Origin of the sequence: Arthrobacter sp. SLBN-100 (assembly GCF_006715305.1) — a bacterium.
GTDB lineage: Bacteria > Actinomycetota > Actinomycetes > Actinomycetales > Micrococcaceae > Arthrobacter.
Genome location: NZ_VFMY01000001.1, coordinates 584192 through 600985, shown reverse-complemented (window position 1 = coordinate 600985; position 16794 = coordinate 584192). Strand labels below are relative to the sequence as shown.

Genomic DNA, 16794 nt, shown 5'->3' with positions numbered 1-16794 from the left:
CGGCATGACATCCCCCGAGGTACAGAATCTGGAACACCACGAGTGCTGGGCCATGCTGCGGACGGTCTCGGTGGGCCGGCTCGCTGTGCTGGCCGACGGGCGCCCGGACATCTTCCCCATCAACTACACAGTCGACGGCGGGACGCTCGTCTTCCGCACTGGAGAAGGCACAAAGCTGGCCGGCGCCTCGAAAGGCGCCCCGGTTGCACTGGAGGCCGACGGCGTGGATCCGGACACCGGTCTCGCCTGGAGCGTTGTGGCCAAAGGCACAGCCAGCGTCGTCACCGGAACGGAGCAGGTGATGGAGACTGCACAGCTCTACCTCTTCCCCTGGCAAGCGGGGAAGAAGGACGCTTTCGTAAGGATCACACCCGACAGCATCACCGGCCGCCGCTTCAAGGTCACCGAGCCACTGACCTGGTGGACCCAGCTCAGCGGGGCCACCAAGGCGTCGCCGGAGTAGGAACGGGGCCGGCCTGCCCAAGGCCGGACCGGCCGCCGTCATTGATCAGGCGAGCTGCGTGATTTCCACGCTGACATTCAGCGCCGAGCCGCCCCCGCCGGACAGGATGCCCTTCAACGGGGGCACATCACGGTAGTCCCTGCCCCGGGCGACCGTGACGTGGAAGTCCCCGGCAGGCTTGTGGTTGGTGGGGTCCCAGCTCCGCCAGTCGCCGTCCCACCACTCCAGCCAGGCGTGCGACTGCCCGGCCACCGTCTCGCCGATGCCCGCACTGGATCGCGGGTGCAGGTAACCCGAAACATACCGGGCCGGGATGCCGCAGCTGCGCAGCGAACCGATGGCGAGGTGGGCGAGGTCCTGGCATACGCCCTTGCGCTGGCCCCACGCCTCCTCCGCGTTGGTGGTGACGGCGGTGGAACCCGACATGTACGTCATCTCGCCGCGCATCCACTCAAAGACCGCCATGGCGGCGTCGTGCGGGTTCTTCCCGGCAACCACCCCGGGAATGATGCCCAGGACTTCGTCCCCGGGCCCACTCAGCCTGGACTGCGGAAGCCAGTCACTGAAGGTGTTGCGGGTCTCGGGTGAAGCCAGGACGTCCCAGCCCGCGATATCCGACTCAGACGGTATCTTCCCGGCCCGGTGCACCTCCACGGTGATGTTGGAGACCACCTCGAGGTGCTCATGCGGCATCTGCATGTCGAACGCAGTAACCTTGGTCCCCCAGTAGTCACGGTAGGTGCTGACAGCCGCCTGGGTGGGTGAAACCTTCACCACCGATTCCAGCACCACCTGCTGGGAATCGGTGAGCGGTGTCATCCTGGCCTCGTTGTAGGACAGGGTGACGCGCTTGTTGTACTTGTAGGCCGTCTTGTGCACGATGCTCAGCCGGGTCATGAAACTTCTCCCACCCAGGCCAGTTCGTCCGCCTGATTGAAGTACTTACGGGAAATGGCGTCGGAGGCCTGGGACACTGCCTTCTGCACCCGCTCCATATGTTCCGGCAGTTCGGACATCAGGTCGTCGGTGCGGTGGAACTCAAGGAAGGTCCGGGCCTGCCCCACAATACGGCGGGCGTCGTTGATAAAGCCCACCCGCTGGGCGGAGGGATCCAGTTTTGCCAGGCACTCGTCGGCATCGCGCAGGGCATAGACGATGGAGCGCGGGAACAGCCGGTCCAGCAGCAGGAACTCGGCCGCGTGCTGGTCACCGAAGGCCGCCCGCCTTGTGCGCAGGAAGGACTCGTAGGCACCGGCGCACCGGAGCATGTTGACCCAGGACATACCTGCGGACAGGACGTCACGGGTGGAAAGCATACGGGCGGTCATGTCAGCACGCTCCAGCGAGCGTCCGAGGACGAGGAACAGCCAGCTTTCGTCATGGCTCACGGTGGTGTCCGCGAGGCCGCTGACCATGGCGGTGCGCTCCAGGGTCCAGTTGCAGAACCGGTAGGTGCCCACCACGTCCTTGCGGTGCTGGCTCAGCCCGTAATACGTGGTGTTCAGGCTCTCCCACAGGCCGGACGAAACGGTCTCCCTCGCCCGCCGGGCGTTCTCCCGGGCAGCACCGAGAGACCCCGCGATGGAAGTGGCACTGGTTTTGTCGTAGGCCAGGGCATGGAGCAGCTCCGGCAGGCCGAAGTCTTCACTTTGCGGGCGCGCGCCCATCACCGCCAGGAGCTCCTGGGCCACGCTTTTGCGTTCCTCCATGGGGAGGTGGTTCAGGCGTTCCAAGTGGACGTCGAGGATGCGGGCGGTGCCGTCGGCCCGTTCCACATACCGGCCGATCCAGAAAAGGGACTCGGCAATACGGCTAAGCATTCGCGGTTACCTCCTGCGGGCGCGAAACTGTAAAAGACATTGGCTCGGTAGCGGCCGTGCTCACTGCTGCTGCTCCGACTGGCGGTCACGCCAGTTACTTTCCACCGGCCATACGGAGACGCGTTCGCGGACGTTGATGGAGGGCCGCGGCACGGTTTCCACGGGAACCTGCGGCGAATCCGCCAGGACCCAGGTGTCCTTGGAGCCGCCGCCCTGGCTGGAGTTCACAATCAGTGAGCCTTCTTTCAGGGCCACGCGTGTGAGCCCGCCGGGCAGCACCCAGACGTTCTCGCCGTCGTTCACTGCGAAAGGACGCAGGTCCACGTGACGGGGGCCAAACTTGTCCCCGCTCAGCGTGGGCACCGTGGAGAGTTGCAGCACCGGCTGCGCGATCCAGCCACGGGGGTCTGCGATGACCCGCTGGCGGAGGGCGTCGAGTTCGTCCTTGGAGGCGTCCGGGCCAATGACCAGGCCCTTGCCGCCGGAGCCGTCCACCGGCTTGACCACGAGCTCTGACAGGTTGTCCAAGGTGTACTCCCGCGCTTCCTTCTCCTCGAGGCGGTAGGTGTCCACATTGGCGATAATGGGCTCCTCGCTCAGGTAGTAGCGGATCAGGTCAGGGACGTAACTGTAGACCAGTTTGTCGTCGGCAACGCCATTGCCCACGGCGTTGGCGATGGTCACCCCGCCTGCCCGGGCGGCGTTAACGAGTCCGGGGCAGCCCAGCATCGAATCGGCCCGGAACTGCAGCGGGTCCAGGAAATCGTCGTCGATCCGCTTGTAGATGACGTCGACGCGCTGCTCGCCGGCGGTGGTGCGCATGTAGACGCGGTTGCCGCGGCAGATGAGGTCGCGGCCCTCCACCAGTTCAACACCCATGAGGCCGGCCAGCAGGGTGTGCTCGAAGTAGGCGCTGTTGAACACGCCTGGCGTGAGGACGACGACGGTGGGATCGTCCACGCCGGCGGGCGCGGTTTTGCGCAAGGCCGAGAGGAGCCGGCGGGGGTACTCCTCCACCGGGCGGATGAGCTGCTGGCCGAAGGCTTCGGGCAGGCCCTTGGCCATGGCGCGCCGGTTTTCCAGGACGTAGCTCACGCCGGAGGGGACGCGCACGTTGTCCTCCAGCACCCGGAATGTGCCGGCGGCATCGCGGACCACGTCGATGCCGGAGATGTGCACCCGGACGCCGCCGGCCGGTTCGAAGCCGTGCACCTGGCGGTGGAAGTGCGCACTGGTGGTTACCAGCTGACGCGGGATCACGCCGTCGGACACTACCGTCATCTTGTCGTATACATCGTTGAGGAACGCCTCGAGCGCACGGACGCGCTGCGCGACGCCCCGTTCCATCACATCCCATTCCGCGGCCGGGATCACCCGCGGGACGATATCCAGCGGGAACGGGCGCTCCTCACCGGCGAAATCGAAGGTGACACCACGGTCCAGGAAGGTGCGGGCCATTGAATCGGCACGTGCACTGACGTCGGCGAGGGACAGCTTGCGAAGGGCGTCCGCCACTTGCTCATAAGAGCTCCGGGCCTGTTGACCGGGGGCGAACATCTCGTCGTAGGCTCCGGTCCGGCCGGCGGCCACGGAGTAATCCTGGAATAGGTCTGACATGTCCTCAAGCCAACCATCTTTTTGTTTCGAATTCATTACTGCCATCCATTCTGGCGTGTTGGCGGAAGCGGCCTGGTTCGCGGATTCCGCAACTTTTCCGGCACAGTAGGTGAGTGCCCGTCAGCAGAAGCCTCCGAACCCCGGGTGCGGGCCTGCCTGAACGTGCCGACCGGCTCATCCCGGGCCTGGCCACAGCGGCCCTTGCGCTGGCCGCGGCTTTCCTCGTCCACCGGCTGGTTCCCGCACTTCCGGCCATGACCCTGGCCGTCGTTTTGGGCGTCCTGGCAGCCAACCTGCCCGCGGCCGGGGTGTGGACGGCCGGCAGGGCCCGGCCAGGGCTGGACTTCGCGGGCAAGCACCTGATGCGCGGCGGGATCATCCTGCTGGGGCTGAAGGTGAGCATCATGGACGTCCTGGGACTGGGCTGGCTTGCCCTGGTCCTGATCGCAGGGGTGGTCGCTGCCAGTTTCGGCGGCACCTACCTGATCTCCCGGCTGTTCCGGCTGCCGCCCGTGACCTCGCTCCTGGTGGCTACGGGGTTCTCCATCTGCGGCGCTTCAGCCATCGGCGCCATGGCCGCTGTCCGGCGGATCCGGCACGTGGACACTGTCCTGCCCGTGGCGCTGGTAACGCTGTGCGGAACCCTTGCCATCGGAGTCTTGCCCCTGCTCGTCCACCCACTGCAACTCTCCGCGCCCGCTTTCGGCGCCTGGACGGGCGCTTCCGTGCACGACGTTGGCCAGGTGGTGGCTACGGCGCAAACTGCAGGGACGGCGGCACTGGGCATCGCCGTCGTGGTTAAACTCACCCGGGTGCTGCTGCTGGCGCCCGTGGCCGCCATAGCGGGTACGCACCAGCGGCTGGCCGCCCGGGACGGCGCAGGCACGGCGGCAGGAGATGCCGACGCCAAGCTCCCGCCGGTGGTGCCGTTGTTTGTCCTGGGCTTCATCGCCATGGTGGGCCTGCGTTCCACGGGTTGGCTCACCGCCGGTTGGCTGGAGGCGGGCGCGGCGCTGCAGGACATTCTGCTCGGTGCCGCGCTGTTCGGTTTGGGATCGGCGGTGCGGATCCGCACCCTGCTGCACACCGGCGGACCGGCGCTCCTGGCAGCCCTTGCATCCTGGCTCCTGATCGCCCTCCTGGGGCTGGCGGCCGCCCTGCTGATCACGGCGTGACTTTGGACACCAGCGCCGTGATTAGATAGCTGGGTGTCACGTGAGAATCTGCAGCGCGCCGAAGCTGCCGCCCGGTCAGCACTGATCAGCACTACCAGCTACGACGTCTCGCTGGATGTGCGGCAGGCACCGGATCCGCAGGTGGCCGGCTATCCGACCCGCAGCGTGATCAATTTCACCGCAGCGCCGGGCGCCTCGACCTTCCTGGACTTCATCGGCAGTGATGTGCACAGCGTGTTCCTGAACGGCAAGGGACTCCGCGTGGAGGACGTGGTGGACGGCGCCAGGATCAGGCTGGACAACCTGCAGGACGAGAACCAGGTGACCGTCACCGGAACGGCCCTCTACAGCCGCTCGGGCGAGGGTATGCACCGTTTCGTGGATCCCGCGGACGGCCAGTGCTACCTCTACACGCAGTACGAGCCGGCCGACGCCCGCCGGGTCTTCGCCAACTTCGAGCAGCCAGACCTCAAGGCCGCCTACACCTTCCATGTGATGGCCCCCGCGGAGTGGCAGGTGGCGTCCAACGGCGTCGAAGTTAACCGCACCCTCCTCACGAGCGACCCCGCAACGGCGCGCTGGGACTTCGCCACCACCGAGCCCATGTCCACCTACATCACCGCTGTCCTCGCCGGGCCCTACTTCAAGGCGGAGGACCACTGGCAGGCAACGCTCGACGACGGGATCTCCCTGGACGTCCCGCTCGCCCTCTACTGCCGGGCATCCATGGCGGATTCCTTTGACACCGACGAGCTGTTCCGGCTCACGAAGAACGGCCTGGACTTCTTCAACCGGCTTTTCGACTACCCCTACCCCTGGGGCAAATACGATCAGGCCTTCGTCCCTGAATACAACCTCGGCGCCATGGAAAACCCCGGCCTGGTGACGTTTACCGAGAGCTATGTCTTCACCTCCCGCGCCACGGACGCCCAGTACCAGGCCCGGGCCAACACCCTCCTGCACGAGATGGCGCACATGTGGTTCGGCGACCTGGTGACCATGCAGTGGTGGGATGACCTGTGGCTCAAGGAATCCTTCGCCGACTACATGGGTACCCTGGGCGTGGACCGGGCCACGGGCTGGGACACCGCCTGGGTCAACTTCGCCAACAAGCGGAAGGCCTGGGCCTACGTCCAGGACCAACTGCCTACCACCCATCCCGTCGTCGCGGACATCCCGGACCTCGAAGCGGCCAAACAGAACTTCGACGGCATCACCTACGCCAAGGGCGCCTCGGTGCTGAAGCAGCTGGTGGCCTACGTGGGCTTCGAGGCCTTCATCGCCGGCTCCCGCGAGTACTTCCGCAAGCACGCCTACGGGAACACATCCCTGGCAGATCTGCTGGCCGCCCTCAGCACCGCCTCCGGGCGGGACCTGGCCGGCTGGGCGCAGCAGTGGCTGCAGACCTCCGGCGTTTCCACGCTGTCGCTGGAGTTCGAGGCAACGGACGACGACGACGTCCCGGGCCAGGTGGCCATCGTCCAGGAGGCCACCGATCCGGTGACGGGACGGAAAGAGCTGCGGCCGCACCGGCTGCGCGTGGGTTCCTACGACTTCGATGGCGGCGGCGCACTGGTGCGGACTGGAAGTTTCGACACAGACGTGGCGGGTGCACGGACGAACGTCCCCCAGCTCGCCGGCCAGCCGCGGCCCGCGCTCCTGCTCGTCAACGACGACGACCTCACCTACGCGAAGGTCCGGCTGGACGGGGCATCTGAGGCAACAGTCCGTACGTCCCTGGACCGGATCGCAGATCCCATGGCCCGGGCCCTGTGCTGGAGTGCACTGTGGAACTCGGCCCGTGATGCCGAGAGCCCCGCGGCGGGATACATTGACGCCGTAGCCGCATTCGGGCCGGCCGAAACCGGAATCGGTGTGCTGCTGAACATCCTCGACAACGCGGGCACCGCCGTCGAACGCTACACCCCCGGCCAGGAACGGATTGCCGTGCGGGCGTCCTTCCTGGCCACCGCAGCCGCTGAACTGGACCGGGCCAAGCCGGGCTCGGACCAGCAGCTGGCCTGGGCGCGGACCCTCGGAACCGTCAGCAGGCACGACGACTCCGTGCTCCCCCGGCTCCGTGGTCTGCTGGACGGCACAGCTCCCGTGGAAGGCCTGGCAGTGGACGCCGAGCTGCGCTGGCACATCTGGCACGCCCTGGCGGCAAACGGGCAGGCAACGGTTGCTGAGCTGGACGCCGAGCTGGCCCGGGATACTACGGCATCCGGACGCGCCGGCCACGCCACCGCCATGGCCGCCCGGCCGGACGCGGACGTCAAAGCCGAGGCCTGGAATGCGGCGGTGCACGGAAATGACCTCTCCAACCAGCTGCTGACCGCCACCATCAGCGGGTTCATGACAGCCCCGGCGGACCTGCTGGAACCGTACGCGGCACCGTACTTTGAGTGCCTGCGGGCCGTGTGGGACGAGCGGAGCATCGAGATCGCGAGCCGGATTGTCCGCGGCCTCTACCCGCTGGCGCAGGACCTGGCGGAAGGCGCGGAACCGGCGGAGCATCCGGTGATGAGGCGGACGGACGAGTGGCTGGAATCCAATGCCGACGCCCCCCGGGCGCTGCGCAGGATCATCATCGAGCAGCGCAGCCACCTGCTGCGGGCACTCACCGCGCAGGCCGCCGTCGTCACCACCCCATCGATTGCCCCGTAACTGCCCTTTTCAGCGCTCAAAACGGCGTTTACGGAGCAATCGATGGGGTTTCTGGCACGATTTGAGGGCACCACCGGGCACGGGCAGTACGAACCGTGCATTAAGGAACCCGGCGGAGCCATTCTTCGGTGCCGAATTTGGTGGCAACGCGCTTGCGGGCAATGGCCAGTTCAGACTCAGTCAGGTCCGAGGGCGTGGCACCGTACCGCTCGGCGAAGACCTCCATCATGGCCCCGATAATGTCGGCGCGGGCCAGGCCGGTCTGGCGGCGGAGCGGGTCCACCCGTTTCTTCGCGCTGCGGGTGCCCTTGTCCGAGAGCTTTTCCTTGCCGATGCGGAGCACTTCGACCATCTTGTCCGCGTCGATGTCGTAGCTCATGGTGACGTGGTGCAGCATGCCGCCGTTGGCCAGGCGCTTCTGGGCAGCTCCGCCGATCTTGCCCTGGTCCGTGGCGATATCGTTCAGCGGCACGTAGAACGCGGTGATGCCAATTTTCTCCAGCGCCGCCATAACCCAGGCGTCAAGGAACGGGTAGGAGTCGGCGAAGCTGAGCCCGTCCACCAGGGTGTGCGGCAGGTACAGCGAGTACGTGATGCAGTTGCCCGCCTCCATGAACATCGCTCCTCCGCCGCTGATCCGGCGGACCACTTTGATGCCGTGCTTCGCCACGCCGGCCGGGTCCACCTCATTGCGGTAGGACTGGAAACTGCCGATCACCGTTGACGGTTCCTGCCAGTCCCAGAACCGGAGAGTGGGATTGCGGCGGCCGGCGCCCACCTCCTCGGTGAGTACCTCGTCCAGGGCGACATTGATTTCGGTGGGCAGGACCGTGGGTGCGATCAGGTTCCAGTGGTGGTCCGCCCAGGATGTGGCCTTGGCCAGGGCGCGGCGGACTGCGATGGCGACGGCGTGGGCAGAGAAGCCGAACAGGGCGGCGTTGGGGGGCAGTGCATCCGTGACGGCGGCGGCAAGCTCGGACGCCGTCATACTCTCCGGCAGTCCAGTGAGCCCGCCGTTGATGTCCAGGAGTGCCTCGTCCGGCTCCAGGAAGAAGTCCCCGCTGACGGAGACGTCGGCCAGCCGGCCGGCCGCGACGTCAAGGTCCACCACCACCATCTTGCCGCCGGGGACTTTGTACTCGCCGTGCCGGCGGGATACGGAATCAGCTGCTGGAGATGGCATGGGGGTCATGGCTCCCATCCTGCCCCAGGAACGTGCATCGGCGCCAAGCCGCCGGAACGCACCGGCGGCTGACCGTTAAACGCGAAAGCCCGCGCCGTTGCCGGTGCGGGCTTCCCTGTGAAGCTTGGGCGAAGTGGATTACTTCTTGCCGCCGAAGCCCTTGAAGCGAGCGTTGAAGCGCTCGACGCGGCCTGCGGAGTCCATGATGCGCTGCTTGCCCGTGTAGAACGGGTGGGACTCGGAGGAGATTTCGACGTCGATGACCGGGTAGGTGTTGCCGTCTTCCCACTCGATGGTCTTCGAGGAAGACACGGTGGAGCGGGTCAGGAACTTCGTGCCGGAAGCCAGGTCGTTGAAAACAACAGCTTCGTATTTCGGGTGAGTATCAGACTTCATAATGGGACCTTTGTTCGCACAACTGGATTTTGCCAGCTGCCAGGTATGAATGGGATGGCCGTAAGCCGCGCCCGGAGGCGCACTACAGCCAGCTATCAATAATAGCGGAGAACGCGGGCACCCGCGAACCACCCGCGGGACCTAGTCCCGGGGGCGCAACTCCCAGAAGGCGACGGCCGATGCGGCGGCAACATTCAGGGAGTCCACACCGCTGCGCATGGGTATTTTCACGGCGAGGTCGACGGCGGCAAGCGTCTCTGCGCTCATGCCGGCGCCTTCGGTGCCGAGCACCAGGGCAAGTTTCTCCGGGTTCCGCGCGGCGACCTTGTCCACGTCCTGCGCATCCTGCGTGAGCTCCAGGGCGGCAACGGTAAAACCCTGGTCCTTGAGCAGGTGCAGGTCCTGCGGCCAGTTGCTGAGCCGGGCCCACGGCACCTGGAAGACCGTTCCCATGCTCACGCGGACACTTCGGCGGTAGAGGGGGTCTCCGCAGCGGGGCGACACCAGGACGGCGTCGATGTCCAGGGCGGCGGCTGACCGGAAGATGGCACCCACGTTGGTGTGGTCCACGATGTCCTCCAGGACGGCCACCCGGCGCGCGCCCGCGAGCAGTTCCGGCAGCGGCACCGGTGCGGGACGCTGCATGGCCGCCATGGCACCGCGGTGAAGATGGAAGCCCGTAATCTCCTCTAAGAGTGCTGCCTTGCCGATGAAGGCAGGTACCTCGGGGTAGGCACCCAGGACGTCCTGCAGGTCATCCAGCCACTTCTCCGCCAGGAAGAAGGACCGGGGCTGGTGCCCTGCCGCCAGCGCACGCCGCAGCACGCGGGATGATTCAGCGATGTACATGCCCTCGGCCGGCTCGCGGAGCTTCCGCAGGTGCACGTCCGTGAGCTGGGTGTAGTCGGAGACGCGCGGATCCGCGGCGGACTCGAGATAGTGGATTGTCACCGGCAGATTATTTCAGCAGATTGGCGGTCATGAATCCGAGGGCCACCAGCCCCAGGACGAAGATCACCCCGCGCAGCACCGTGGGTGACAGCCTGCGGCCCACCTTGGCTCCCAGGAGGCCGCCGATGCTGGAGCTGATGGCAATCAGCAGCACCACGAGCCAGTTGATCCGGTCGAAAGCGAACAGCAGGTAGGAGATGGCAGCCACCAGGTTCACGCCGAGCACCAGGATGTTCTTCATGGCGTTCGCGTTCTGGATGGTACCGGTGAGGAAGACGCCCAGGATGCCCACCAGCAGAATCCCCTGGGCAGCCACGAAGTAGCCGCCGTAAACACCGGCAAGGTAGACCAGTACCACCAGGAGGACAGCGTGCCGCTTGTCGCGCACGGCGTGCTCCGGGTTCTCCTCGCGATTGCGGACCCAGGCCTGCATGCGGGGCTGGAACACCACCATCAGCAGGGCCAGGACCAGCAGGACCGGGGCCACGTAGTGGAAGACCTTTTCGGGCAGGTGCAGGAGCAGCCACGCACCGGAAATGCCGCCGAGGAGGGACGCCGGCAGCAGCCTCATCAACTGGCGGCCGCGGCCCTTCAGTTCCCGGCGGTAACCGAACGCCCCGGCAGCCGTCCCGAAAACCAGGCCCATGGCGTTGCTCATTGAGGCAACCACGGGTGCGACTCCCAGGGCGATGAGGACGGGGAACGTCACCAGGGTGCCGGAGCCCACCACGGCATTGATGGTGCCGGCCCAGAGGCCGGCGATGGACACAAAAATGCTGCTGAGAAGATCCAAGGTGCTGCGGTGCCGCCTTAGCGGCGGGCGACGGCGGTGTACCGTCCGGCGTTCTCAGTCATGTCGAGCTCCAGCCCGAAAGTCTCGCTGAGATTTTCGGCCGTCAGCACCTCGGTGATCGGACCCGCCGCAACCACGCCGCCGTCCCGCAGCAGCATGGCGTGGGTGAAGCCCGGCGGAACCTCCTCGAGGTGGTGCGTCACCAGGACCATGGCGGGCGCGGCTTCGTCCCGCGCCAGTTCTCCGAGCTTGTGGACGAGTTCCTCGCGGCCGCCGAGATCCAGGCCGGCCGCCGGCTCATCCAGCAGCAGAAGCTCAGGATCGGTCATCAGTGCGCGGGCGATCTGGACACGCTTGCGCTCACCCTCGGAAAGGGTGGCGAACGTCCGGTTCATGAGGGGGCCCATTCCCCAGTCGTTGAGGAGGCGGAAAGCCCTCCGCTCGTCGTCGCGCTCGTATCCCTCGCGCCAGCGGCCCGTCACGCCATACGCGGCGGTGACCACCACGTTGAGGACGTTCTCGTGCTCGGGGATCTGGGTGGCGAGGGCGGCGGAGGAAAGCCCAATGCGGGGGCGGAGCTCAAAGACGTCAACGCGGCCCAGGATCTCGTCGAGGATCCCTGCCGTGCCGCTGCTCGGATGCATCCGGGCGGCCGCAATCTGAAGGAGTGTGGTCTTGCCGGCACCGTTCGGGCCGAGGATCACCCAGCGTTCGCCGTCGTTGACCTGCCAGTCGACTTTGTCCAGCAGGGTCTTTTTACCTCGGACAACGCTGACGGAGTCCAGTTCCAGAACATCACTCATAGGAGTAGACACTAGGACAAAAAAGAGGCCGACTGATAACTGGTGTGACCAGCCCAACTACGCAAATTCAAGCCAGCAAAACTGTATACGGTCCCGGGAGCCGCACCTAGAGTGTTGGCTATGGCTATCGCACGCTTTCCCGTCGTCGTTCTCGATTGTCCCGACCCCAAAACCCTGGCGGAGTTCTATGGCGCCCTGCTCGGATGGAAGGTCGAGGAGGGCGAGGACTGGTGCTCCGTCAAAGCCGAGTACGGCGATTCCCTGAGTTTTCAGAAGGTGGACTCCTACCGGCCGCCGCAATGGCCGGGCCAGGACGTACCCCAGCAGATGCACCTCGATGTGGTGGTGGACGACCTCGACGCCGCCGAAATGGAGGTGCTTAAACTTGGCGCCACGAAGCACGAATACCAGCCGGGAACAACATTCCGGGTGTTCCTTGATCCGGCCGGCCATCCATTGTGCCTCTGCCTGAGCTGACGTAATCAACATCAGTTCCTTACGTTGCGGCGGGACGCCTTGAATTCAAGGGGCAGCTCCGCCGAAAGCTAAGATTGCAGGCATGACTTCGAACGTGACTGCGGTCAGCTATGGCCTGAATGTGACCCCTGACGGGCTGGAGCAGCTGCGTTCCGTCCTCACCTCGCAAGGTGCCTCGGTGCTGTCTGAAACCAGCCTCGGGGACGAGCGCTACCAGGTCCATGTGGCCGGGCTTGAGCTTCCCGACGCCACCGCGGCTGGCCTGGCCGGGCTGCGCCGCGCCGTCGCCGAGGTCCCGGTCAGCGGATTCGACACCGCGCTGGTCCCCAACGGACTCCGCTCAGCCGAACGCAAGCTCCTGATCATGGACGTCGATTCCACCCTGATCCAGCAGGAGGTCATCGAACTCCTGGCCGCCTATGCCGGCAAGCGCGAGGAGGTGGCGGCAGTCACCGAAGCTGCCATGCGCGGCGAACTGGACTTCGCCCAGAGCCTCCACGCACGTGTGCAGGTGCTCGCCGGGCTGCCGGCCGACGTCGTCCGTTCCGTCCGCGAGGAAGTGAAACTTAGCGAAGGGGCGGCTGAGCTGGTGGCTGCCTTCAAGGCGGCAGGGCACGTGGTGGCAGTGGTGTCCGGGGGGTTTAACCAGATCCTGGAGCCCATTGCCGCTGAACTGGGCCTGGACTACTGGCAGGCGAACGAGCTGGAGATCGTGGACGGCGCCCTGACGGGCAAGGTACTCGGCGCCGTGGTGGACCGCGCGGCGAAAGAGAAGTACCTCCGCGAGTGGGCAGCAGCGGAAGGCATCGCCCTCGAGCACACGGTTGCTGTGGGCGACGGTGCGAACGACCTGGACATGCTCGGCGCTGCCGGGATCGGCGTCGCGTTCAATGCAAAGCCCGCCGTGCGCGCCGTGGCTGATGCCGCCGTCAACATGCCCTATCTCGACGCCGTCCGCCACGTCGCCGGCGTCTGAATCCCCCTGCCGCTTAACCGCGAAATGGGCCCACGCCTCCAGGGTGACCTGACGGGGTGGACCCATTTCGCGTTGTGCAAGGAACCTAGCTGGCGGGCTGGCTGGCGCCCTTGCCGAAGTAGTCCGCACCGCCGGCGTACTCGGTGTGGCCGCTCTCGACGTCTGCCGTAACCATGCTGGCCACTACCTCGGCGAACTCTTCCACGGAGTACAGCTTCCCGGCCTCAGCCCGGCGCGCCTCAATGGCACCGGGCGCGGAGCGGTCCAGGAGCGTTGCGGTGACGGTGCCCTCGATCATGTCGCCGGAAACAACCACCAGGGTGATGCCCTTTTCTGCAAGGTTGGGGATGAGTTCGCGCAGGGCGTCCTCCCCGGCGCGCTTGCTGCGGGCCACGGGCTCGTAGGCCTCCATGGTGGGCACTGTGTTGATGAAGTGGGCCTGGTGGCTGGTGACGAACACCACGCGGGAGCCTTCCCGCATCAGCGGCACTGCGGCGTTGAGCATGTTGACCTGGGCGTCGCGGTTCAGCTTGAGCGCGTAGTCCTCGCCCATGCCGGTTTCCATCCCGCCGGAGGCGTTCAGCACCAGGATGTCCAGCGACCCGAAGTTCTCCATGGCGGCGGAGGCCAGGGCCTGCACGCCCTCCTGGGTGGTGAGGTCTGCGCCCACGGCCACGGCGCGGCCGCCGGCAGCTTCAATCCCCTGCACCACCTTGTTGGCGCGCGGCGCCTTCTGGCGGTAGTTGACCACGACGGCGGCACCTTGGCCGGCGAGGATCCTGGCTACGTCAGCGCCGATGCCGCGTGATGATCCGGTGACGATGGCGGTCTTGTTGTCGAGCAGTCCCATACGAGCTCCCTTTGTTCGAAACGTCTAAATCACTGATGGTCTGCTGTCCATCATGCCAGTGGGTGTTGGCGATTCGCTTGTGTGACCCCCACAAAGAAGCACCGCACCTGGTGTGCTGAAAAGGTCAGTGGCCCATGCCCAGGCCGCCGTCCACGGGGATGACAGCGCCCGAGATGTAGGCTGCCTCGTCGCTGGAGATCCAGCGGACCACGTTGGCAACCTCGGAGGCTTCGGCAAAACGGCCGGCGGGAATGCTCGTCAGGTAATCCTTCTGGGTGGCTTCGGGGAGCTCTGCGGTCATGTCCGTATTGATGAAGCCCGGCGCCACCACGTTGGCGGTGATTCCGCGCGAGCCCAGCTCGCGGGTCAGCGAACGGGCGATGCCCACCAGGCCCGCCTTCGAAGCGGAGTAGTTGATCTGCCCCGGCGCGCCGTACAGCCCCGACACGGAGGAGATCAGCACAACACGGCCCTTACGGAGGCGGATCATGCCCTTGGAGGCGCGCTTGATGACGCGGAAGGCGCCCGTGAGGTTGGTGTCGATGACTGAGGTGAAGTCGTCTTCGCTCATGCGCAGGAGCAGGGTGTCCTTGGTGATGCCGGCGTTGGCGACGAGGACTTCCACAGGACCATGGGCAGCTTCCACTTCTTTGAAGGCTGCATCCACCGAAGCCTCATCAGTGACATCGGCCCTGACGCCCAGGATTCCCTCCGGCAGCTTCGATTCGCTGCGGTACGTCACGGCCACCTTGTCGCCATTGGCCAGGAACGCTTCAGCAATCGCGAGTCCGATGCCGCGGTTTCCACCGGTGATCAGGACGCTGCGGGGGGCGGTGGCTGCTTCAGTCATGTAGGGGCTCCGGTATTCTGCGGCAGGGTGCACCGCGGTAGAAGAGGGTGATTTGGCTGACTTTGATCTTAGCGTCCCCTTGCGGGAAGGGTTTGGGCGCCACTGCCGATGGTGAGAGAATTGACGCAAGCCTTTGGAGCGTGATCAACCACTGTGACCCTTGAAAACCATGCGGGACAATCCGTGCCTGGAGAACCCGGCCGGTTCTCCGGTGATGCGGAAGTCCACAGCATCACGGATGCCGCGGGAGCCCATTCCGAGGACATGCGGCAGCGCATGATCAAGTACGCGCTGGCCATGGGCATCCGCATGGTGTGCCTGATCATGATCTTCGTGGTGGATGGCTGGCTTAAGATTGTGATGGTTGCCGGAGCGGTCTTCCTGCCGTGGATAGCGGTGGTCATCGCGAACGGCAGCGACAAGGCGGAGGAGCACAGCGACCTGCTGCTGGACTCCGCGCCGCTGGCGGAGATCGAGAGCCCGCCCGCCCCTACCGCCGATGATGAGCATGGCAACGAGGTCCTGCAGGGCGAGCTCATCAACGAGGACGAGGAAACACCAACTGAGCAGGAGCGGAGGGCATCATGAGTATTTTTGACTTCGCTGCGGGAACCGATCCCACGATGGGCGGATCCGCTGACATCTGCTCCCGCAAGGCGTGCCGGTCCCAAGCCTCCTGGCAGCTCCTGTGGAACAACCCGAAGATCCACACCCCGGAGCGCCGCAAGATCTGGCTTGCCTGCGGAGACCACCGCGAGTGGCTTGAGGACTACCTTCAAACACGTGGCCTGTGGAAGGACACTGTGCCGCTCGAGGACCGGATATCCGGCGCCCTGGAGCAGGACAGCTGAATGTACCGTTTTCTCTTTTCCAGCAAATGGCTGGGCTACCTCCTGCTGGCTGCCATCTTCGCGTCTGCCTGCGTTTTCCTGGGCCGCTGGCAGATGGACCGTCGCGCCGAGACGCTGGCGGAGATCAACCGGGTGGTGACCAACTACTCGGCAACGCCCATCCCCTTTGCCGATGCCAGGCAAGAGTTCGATCAGCTCGACCCGGGCAAGGAGTGGACGCAGGTGGAGCTGAAAGGCTCGTATCTCCTTGACGGGCAGCGCATCGTCCGGAACCGGCCCCTGAACGGCCAGCCGGGCTACGAAGTGGTTGTCCCGTTCCGGCTGACCAGCGGCGAAACCGTGGTCATTGATCGGGGGTGGCTGCCCATCGGCAACAACAATCCCGGCAGTCCCGATGCGGTTCCGGCACCTCCCGCGGGTGAGGTGACCGCCGTCGTGCGTTTAAAGCATCCTGAGCCTGCACTCCAGCGTGGCGCCCCGGAAGGGCAGCTGGCGTCCATCGACCTCACCGCCTACTCTGCCCAGCTCGGGTATCCCCTGCTGACCGGGGCCTACGGCCAGCTCGCGTCCGAGACGCCGCCGGCCGCGGAGATGCCGCTGCCGTTCCCGAAGCCTTCCACCGAGGAAGGCACGCACCTGTCCTACTCGCTGCAGTGGTTCGCGTTCGGCGTGCTGATGTTCGTGGGCTTCGGTTACGCCGCCCGCCAGCAGGCGCGCAACGCAGCCATTGACGCCGAGGACGACGACGATGAGTCCGGGCGGCCAATTCATTCCGCGACTGCCGCCACACGCCGTCGTCCGCCAACTCCACGCAAACGCAAGCGCGCCACCTCAGAAGAAGAGGAAGACGCCCTGCTGGACGCCCAGGGGTACTGAGTCGCCCTTGGTTGCGTCCACTGCGCACCCTGGGTGATTTCCCGCG

Annotated in this window: 18 protein-coding genes; 8 read left to right on the top strand and 10 right to left on the bottom strand. The window is 65.8% G+C overall.

The genetic code is table 11. The features are described 5' to 3' along the window. The first annotated feature begins 4 nt into the window (after window positions 1-4). A complete protein-coding gene (locus FBY31_RS02660) occupies window positions 5-463 on the top strand; it encodes a pyridoxamine 5'-phosphate oxidase family protein (protein WP_235012903.1) in 459 nt (152 codons plus the stop codon). A 45-nt stretch (window positions 464-508) separates the two neighbouring features. On the opposite strand, the gene FBY31_RS02655 is transcribed toward FBY31_RS02660, so the two are convergent. Genes FBY31_RS02655 through FBY31_RS02645 form a run of 3 tightly spaced genes read right to left on the bottom strand, consistent with a single transcriptional unit; the run spans window position 509 to window position 3900 of the window. Next, window positions 509-1360 (bottom strand): transglutaminase family protein, encoded by an 852-nt coding sequence (locus FBY31_RS02655; RefSeq protein ID WP_142036553.1) that lies wholly within the window; start codon window positions 1358-1360, stop codon window positions 509-511. Further along, on the bottom strand, window positions 1357-2283 hold the full coding sequence (locus FBY31_RS02650; RefSeq protein WP_013600945.1) for an alpha-E domain-containing protein: 927 nt from the start codon (window positions 2281-2283) through the stop codon (window positions 1357-1359). Before FBY31_RS02650 ends, FBY31_RS02655 begins: the two co-directional genes overlap by 4 nt. Before the next feature lie 60 nt (window positions 2284-2343). Next, the gene (locus FBY31_RS02645) at window positions 2344-3900 is read right to left on the bottom strand and encodes a circularly permuted type 2 ATP-grasp protein (RefSeq protein WP_142036550.1); all 1557 of its coding nucleotides are present in this window, start codon (window positions 3898-3900) and stop codon (window positions 2344-2346) included. Window positions 3901-4013: 113 nt separating this feature from the next. On the opposite strand from FBY31_RS02645, the gene FBY31_RS02640 reads away from it, so the two are divergent. Both FBY31_RS02640 and pepN read left to right on the top strand, forming a co-directional pair. Next, window positions 4014-5075 (top strand): YeiH family protein, encoded by a 1062-nt coding sequence (locus FBY31_RS02640; protein ID WP_142036548.1) that lies wholly within the window; start codon window positions 4014-4016, stop codon window positions 5073-5075. 33 nt (window positions 5076-5108) lie between these two features. After that, window positions 5109-7742 (top strand): aminopeptidase N, encoded by a 2634-nt coding sequence (gene pepN / locus FBY31_RS02635; protein ID WP_142036545.1) that lies wholly within the window; start codon window positions 5109-5111, stop codon window positions 7740-7742. Window positions 7743-7842: 100 nt separating this feature from the next. Here the strand turns inward: pepN and FBY31_RS02630 are convergent, their stop codons facing one another. The 5 genes from FBY31_RS02630 to FBY31_RS02610 all read right to left on the bottom strand — a co-directional run bounded on the left by FBY31_RS02630 (window position 7843) and on the right by FBY31_RS02610 (window position 11868). Further along, window positions 7843-8934 (bottom strand): lipoate--protein ligase family protein, encoded by a 1092-nt coding sequence (locus tag FBY31_RS02630; RefSeq protein WP_142036542.1) that lies wholly within the window; start codon window positions 8932-8934, stop codon window positions 7843-7845. A gap of 129 nt (window positions 8935-9063) precedes the next feature. After that, window positions 9064-9321 (bottom strand): type B 50S ribosomal protein L31, encoded by a 258-nt coding sequence (locus FBY31_RS02625; RefSeq protein WP_018761303.1) that lies wholly within the window; start codon window positions 9319-9321, stop codon window positions 9064-9066. 141 nt (window positions 9322-9462) lie between these two features. After that, entirely contained in the window at window positions 9463-10272 is an 810-nt protein-coding gene (locus FBY31_RS02620) for a TrmH family RNA methyltransferase (RefSeq protein ID WP_142036531.1), read from the bottom strand. Window positions 10273-10279: 7 nt separating this feature from the next. Then, the gene (locus tag FBY31_RS02615; RefSeq protein ID WP_142036528.1) at window positions 10280-11065 is read right to left on the bottom strand and encodes a sulfite exporter TauE/SafE family protein; all 786 of its coding nucleotides are present in this window, start codon (window positions 11063-11065) and stop codon (window positions 10280-10282) included. Between the two features lie 17 nt (window positions 11066-11082). Then, window positions 11083-11868, bottom strand: coding sequence for an ABC transporter ATP-binding protein (locus FBY31_RS02610; RefSeq protein ID WP_142036525.1), 786 nt, complete (start codon window positions 11866-11868; stop codon window positions 11083-11085). Window positions 11869-11988: 120 nt separating this feature from the next. Between FBY31_RS02610 and FBY31_RS02605 the strand changes: the two genes are divergently transcribed. Both FBY31_RS02605 and serB read left to right on the top strand, forming a co-directional pair. Beyond that, a complete protein-coding gene (locus FBY31_RS02605; protein ID WP_142036522.1) occupies window positions 11989-12345 on the top strand; it encodes a VOC family protein in 357 nt (118 codons plus the stop codon). 82 nt (window positions 12346-12427) lie between these two features. Next, complete coding sequence (gene serB, locus FBY31_RS02600; protein WP_142036519.1) at window positions 12428-13321, top strand: phosphoserine phosphatase SerB; 894 nt, start codon at window positions 12428-12430, stop codon at window positions 13319-13321. A gap of 85 nt (window positions 13322-13406) precedes the next feature. Here the strand turns inward: serB and FBY31_RS02595 are convergent, their stop codons facing one another. Both FBY31_RS02595 and FBY31_RS02590 read right to left on the bottom strand, forming a co-directional pair. Further along, window positions 13407-14171 (bottom strand): SDR family oxidoreductase, encoded by a 765-nt coding sequence (locus tag FBY31_RS02595; RefSeq protein WP_142036516.1) that lies wholly within the window; start codon window positions 14169-14171, stop codon window positions 13407-13409. A gap of 124 nt (window positions 14172-14295) precedes the next feature. Further along, a complete protein-coding gene (locus FBY31_RS02590; RefSeq protein ID WP_142036513.1) occupies window positions 14296-15021 on the bottom strand; it encodes a beta-ketoacyl-ACP reductase in 726 nt (241 codons plus the stop codon). Window positions 15022-15174: 153 nt separating this feature from the next. Between FBY31_RS02590 and FBY31_RS02585 the strand changes: the two genes are divergently transcribed. From FBY31_RS02585 to FBY31_RS02575, 3 genes are read left to right on the top strand one after another with little or no spacing between them, the layout of a single operon-like run. Continuing rightward, window positions 15175-15609 carry a DUF3099 domain-containing protein gene (locus tag FBY31_RS02585; RefSeq protein ID WP_142036510.1) on the top strand — a complete coding sequence of 145 codons (435 nt, stop codon included), beginning with the start codon at window positions 15175-15177 and terminating at the stop codon, window positions 15607-15609. Further along, entirely contained in the window at window positions 15606-15872 is a 267-nt protein-coding gene (locus FBY31_RS02580) for a hypothetical protein (protein ID WP_142036507.1), read from the top strand. Before FBY31_RS02585 ends, FBY31_RS02580 begins: the two co-directional genes overlap by 4 nt. Further along, entirely contained in the window at window positions 15873-16748 is an 876-nt protein-coding gene (locus FBY31_RS02575) for an SURF1 family cytochrome oxidase biogenesis protein (protein ID WP_142036504.1), read from the top strand. Window positions 16749-16794: the final 46 nt, after the last annotated feature.